The organism is Stenotrophomonas sp. HMWF003, from assembly GCF_003061285.1.
Classification (GTDB): Bacteria; Pseudomonadota; Gammaproteobacteria; order Xanthomonadales; family Xanthomonadaceae; genus Stenotrophomonas; species Stenotrophomonas maltophilia_AP.
Genome location: NZ_QAIW01000252.1, coordinates 389 through 4,576, shown reverse-complemented (window position 1 = coordinate 4,576; position 4,188 = coordinate 389). Strand labels below are relative to the sequence as shown.

Annotated in this window: 3 protein-coding genes and 1 pseudogene; all 4 read right to left on the bottom strand. The window is 67.6% G+C overall.

The features are described from left to right. Nucleotides 1-1,029, bottom strand: a pseudogene (gene secD / locus DBR34_RS22655) (protein translocase subunit SecD); the annotation flags it as partial. A gap of 60 nt (nucleotides 1,030-1,089) precedes the next feature. After that, complete coding sequence (yajC, locus tag DBR34_RS10505) at nucleotides 1,090-1,437, bottom strand: preprotein translocase subunit YajC (RefSeq protein WP_128096753.1); 348 nt, start codon at nucleotides 1,435-1,437, stop codon at nucleotides 1,090-1,092. Nucleotides 1,438-1,588: 151 nt separating this feature from the next. After that, on the bottom strand, nucleotides 1,589-2,719 hold the full coding sequence (gene tgt, locus DBR34_RS10500; RefSeq protein WP_128096752.1) for a tRNA guanosine(34) transglycosylase Tgt: 1,131 nt from the start codon (nucleotides 2,717-2,719) through the stop codon (nucleotides 1,589-1,591). Between the two features lie 250 nt (nucleotides 2,720-2,969). Continuing rightward, entirely contained in the window at nucleotides 2,970-4,034 is a 1,065-nt protein-coding gene (gene queA, locus DBR34_RS10495; RefSeq protein WP_128096751.1) for a tRNA preQ1(34) S-adenosylmethionine ribosyltransferase-isomerase QueA, read from the bottom strand. Between the last annotated feature and the right edge of the window lie 154 nt (nucleotides 4,035-4,188).

Here is a 4,188-nt window from a genome sequence, read left to right as displayed (position 1 = left end):
GACCGCGGCCGAGCCGTTCTGGTCGGTGGTGGCCTGCGCGGCAACCATCTGGTCACCGGTGACGATCACGCGCTTGTTGAGCAGCACCGGGCCGCCGTTGTCACGGCGCTGGTAGACCTTGGCTTCCGGCGGGATGCGGCCACTGGTGATGGCGTCCTGCGCGTTGCCGTCGACCACGGCGCGGTATTCCAGCGTCGCGGTGGCACCGATCATGCGCTTGGCTTCGGCGGTGTCCTGCACGCCCGGCAGCTGCACCACCACGCGGTCGGCACCCTGGCGCTGGATGATCGGCTCAGCCACGCCGAGCTGGTTGACGCGGTTGCGCAGCGTATTGATGTTCTGCTCGATCGCCCCGTTGGCGATCTGGCTCAGCTCGGTTTCCGGCACGGTGATGGCGATGCGGTTGCCGGTGACGTTGTAGCCCAGGGTGGGCTGCGCCTTGGCCATCACATCACGCGCCTTGGTGACCGCTTCTTCGCCGGCCGACGGGCTGATGGTGGCCACGATGCTGTTGTCCGGGCGACGCTCGACCGACTGGTAGGCCACGCGGGCATCGCGCAGGCTGGTCCGCACGTCTTCGGCGTAGGCATCCAGGCGCTTGTCCAGCGCGGCCTTCTGGTCGACCTGCAGCACGAAGTGCACACCGCCCTGCAGATCCAGGCCCAGCACCATCGGACGACCGCCCAGCTTGGCCAGCCACTCGGGCACGGTCGAGGCCAGGTTCAGGGCCACCACGTAGTTCTCACCCACGCTGTCGCGCAGCGTGTCGCTGGCGGCGGCCTGCGCCTGCAGGTCCGGCAGGCGGACGATCAGGCTGTCGCCTTCCTTTTCCGCGCCCATGGTGGTGATGCCGGCCTTCTTGAGGTCGGCCAGCACCTGGTCACGCAGCGCGTCGTCGATCTGGCCGCCACGGTTGGCGGTGATCTGGACGGCCGGGTCCTTCTGATAGACGTTGGGCAGCGCATACAGGGTACTGAGCGCCAGCACGATCAGGATGAGGAAATACTTCCAGCGTGGAAATTCGAGCATTGCTTGGGTCCCGCGCGGCGCCCATCCCGGCGCCGCGGTTGTGCTTCGGAAAGGAGTGGCTTAGTTGGCCGACTTCAGCGTGCCGGTGGGCAGCACGTTGCCGACGGCGCCCTTCTGCACGCGGATGCGCACGTTGTCGGCCACTTCCAGGGTGATGAAGTTGTCGCCGATGTCGGTGACCGTGCCGGCGATGCCGCCGTTGGTCAGCACTTCGTCGCCGCGCTTGATCTTCTCCAGCATCGCCTTGTGTTCCTTCTGGCGCTTCATCTGCGGGCGGATCATCAGGAAGTACATGATCGCGATCAGGATGATCGGGAACAGCAGCGTGGTCAGACCCATGCCGCCCTGCGGCTGGCCGCCGGCAGCTTGGGCGTGGGCGGCGGGAATCAGGAAAGCGATCAGGTTCATCTTGTGTCCTTGGGTTGGGAGGCGCCCCGCCCAGGTGGGCCGGGGAGTCGCCGCGAAACGGGGGTCAGCCACGAAGTATGCCATGGCCCCGGGAGTTCGTCCTTGGGCCGTTTGGCAGGGTTTGCGCGCCGATTTGAACTGCGCCGGGCCCTTACAGCGCCGGCGTGGCCATGCCACGGGCCGCGTAGAAGGACTCACGGAAGGCGGCAAAGGTTCCCGCCTCGATGGCCGCGCGCATGTCGGCCATCAGTTTCTCGTAGTAATACAGGTTGTGGATGGTGCCCAGCATCGGGGCCAGCATTTCGTTGCAGCGGTCCAGGTGGCGCAGATAGGAACGCGTATAGCCACTGGTGCAGGCGTGGCAGCCGCAGCCCGGCTCGATGGTGTCCATGTCGCGCTGGTAGCGCGCGTTGCGGATGCGGATGGTGCCGGCCGAGGTGAAATAGTGGCCGTTGCGGGCGTTGCGGGTGGGCATCACGCAATCGAACATGTCCACGCCACGGGCGACGCCTTCGACCAGATCCTCCGGGCGGCCCACGCCCATCAGGTAGCGCGGGCGGTCGGCCGGCAGGATCGGGTGCATGTGGTCGAGCATGGCATTGCGTTCGTGCTCGGGCTCGCCCACGGCCAGCCCGCCGATGGCGTAGCCGTCGAAGCCGATCTTCTGCAGGCCCTCGGCCGAGCGGCTGCGCAGGTCGTGGTGCACCCCGCCCTGGACGATGCCGAACAGCGCGGCGTCGTTGCCCAGTTCGTCATGCGCGTTGCGGCTGCGCTGGGCCCAGCGCAGGCTGAGCTCCATCGAGGTGCGCGCCACCGGCTCGGTGGCCGGGTACGGGGTGCACTCGTCGAAGATCATCACCACGTCCGAGTCGAGCACCTTCTGGATGCGCATGCTTTCTTCCGGCCCGAGGAAGACGCGTGCGCCGTCGTTCGGCGAGGAGAAGGTGACGCCCTGTTCGGTGATCTTGCGGCGATGGGCCAGCGAGAACACCTGGAAACCGCCCGAGTCGGTCAGGATCGGGCCATCCCAGCGCGCGAAACCATGCAGGCCGCCGTGGTCGGCGATGACGTCCAGGCCCGGCCGCAGGTACAGGTGGAAGGTGTTGCCCAGGATGATTTCCGCGCCCAGCGCCCGGATCTGCTCCGGCAGGATGCCCTTGACCGAGCCATAGGTGCCCACCGGCATGAAGGCCGGGGTTTCCACGGTGCCACGGGGGAAGGTCAGGCGGCCCCGGCGGGCACGGCCGTCGGTGGTCTGGAGCTGGAACTGGAGTCGGGACATGGAGCGGGATTCGGGCAAATAATTGCCGATTATCGCCGAAAAGCGGCCGACATGGCCGGCGGGGCCCGGACGAGGCCGGATCGACCCGCCCACCGTACCGGCCAACGGCCGGCACCTACCCCGTCCTGCCTGGACCCGGCCGTTGGTCGGTCGCGCGCCCACGCACGCGCGCCTGACCGTTGGTGGGTCGCGCGACCACCGACGTAGAGCCGACCGTTGGTCGGCTGCCGGTCGGTCGGCCGCCCTCAGCTCACGCCTGCGGGAACAACAACATCGCATCGCCATAGCTGAAGAAGCGGTACTTCTCGGCGATGGCGGCCCGGTAGGCCTCGAACACCCGCTCCTGCCCGGCAAATGCCGAAATCATCATCAGCAACGTGCTTTCCGGCAGGTGGAAGTTGGTCACCATCGCGTCCACGCTGCGGATGCGGTACCCGGGCGTGATGAAAATCTGGGTCTCGCCGGCATACGGCAGCAGTTCGCCGTCGCGCATCGCGCTTTCCAGCGCGCGCACCACCGTGGTGCCCACCCCGATCACCCGTCCACCGGCCGCGCGTGTACGGCGGACCTGCTGGACCAGCTCGGCGCCCACGTTCAGCCATTCGCGGTGCATCACATGGTCGGTCAGGTCATCCACCCGCACCGGCTGGAAGGTGCCCGCGCCTACGTGCAGGGTCACGTGACCGAAGTCGACCCCCTTGGCCTTCAACGCCGCCAGCAGCGCTTCGTCGAAATGCAGGCCGGCCGTCGGCGCGGCCACGGCGCCCACTTCACGGGCGAACACGGTCTGGTAGCGCTCGCGGTCGTCCAGCCCCGGCTCACGCTGGATGTACGGCGGCAACGGCAACCGGCCGGCATGCAGCAGCCACTGCTCCAGCGCCTCGGGCACGTGGAACTGCAGCACGTAGAACTCGCCGTCGCGCCCCAGCACTTCGGCCTCGCCGCCCGCGTCCAGCGCGATCCGGCTGCCGGGCTTGGGCGACTTGCTGGCGCCCACCTGGGCACGGGCCTGCTGCGCGCCGAGCAGGCGCTCGATCAGGATCTCGACGCGGCCACCACTGGCCTTCTGCCCGAACAGGCGCGCCGGGATCACCCGGGTGTCGTTGAACACGAGCAGGTCGCCCGGGTTGAGCAGGTCCGGCAGGTCGCGCACGTGGCGGTGGTCGAAGGCGGTCGGCGCCTGCGGCACCAGCATCAGGCGGCTGGCGGAGCGTTCAGCCAGGGGCGCCTGGGCAATCAGCTCGGGCGGCAGTTCGTAGTTGAAATCGGACTTCTTCAAGGCAGCGCACGGCAACGTGTAGGCAATGTCGGCCATTGTACGACTGGCCCTCGGTGGCAACGCAGCTTTTACCGAACGTCGCGCAAAATGCTGCTATGCAACAGTTTTTGACGGGGTTATCGCGCGAAAAACCGCGTGATAGCATCGGGCTGGAAGTCAGATGCACGAGCAGGAATACCCCGAGCGCGCG

What these genes read in the sequence shown, in the direction of transcription:
- tgt (WP_128096752.1), bottom strand. Translation starts at nt 2,719, where the DNA reads ATGTCCCGACTCCAGTTCCAGCTCCAGACCACCGACGGCCGTGCCCGC.
- yajC (WP_128096753.1), bottom strand. Translation starts at nt 1,437, where the DNA reads ATGAACCTGATCGCTTTCCTGATTCCCGCCGCCCACGCCCAAGCTGCC.
- queA (WP_128096751.1), bottom strand. Translation starts at nt 4,034, where the DNA reads ATGGCCGACATTGCCTACACGTTGCCGTGCGCTGCCTTGAAGAAGTCC.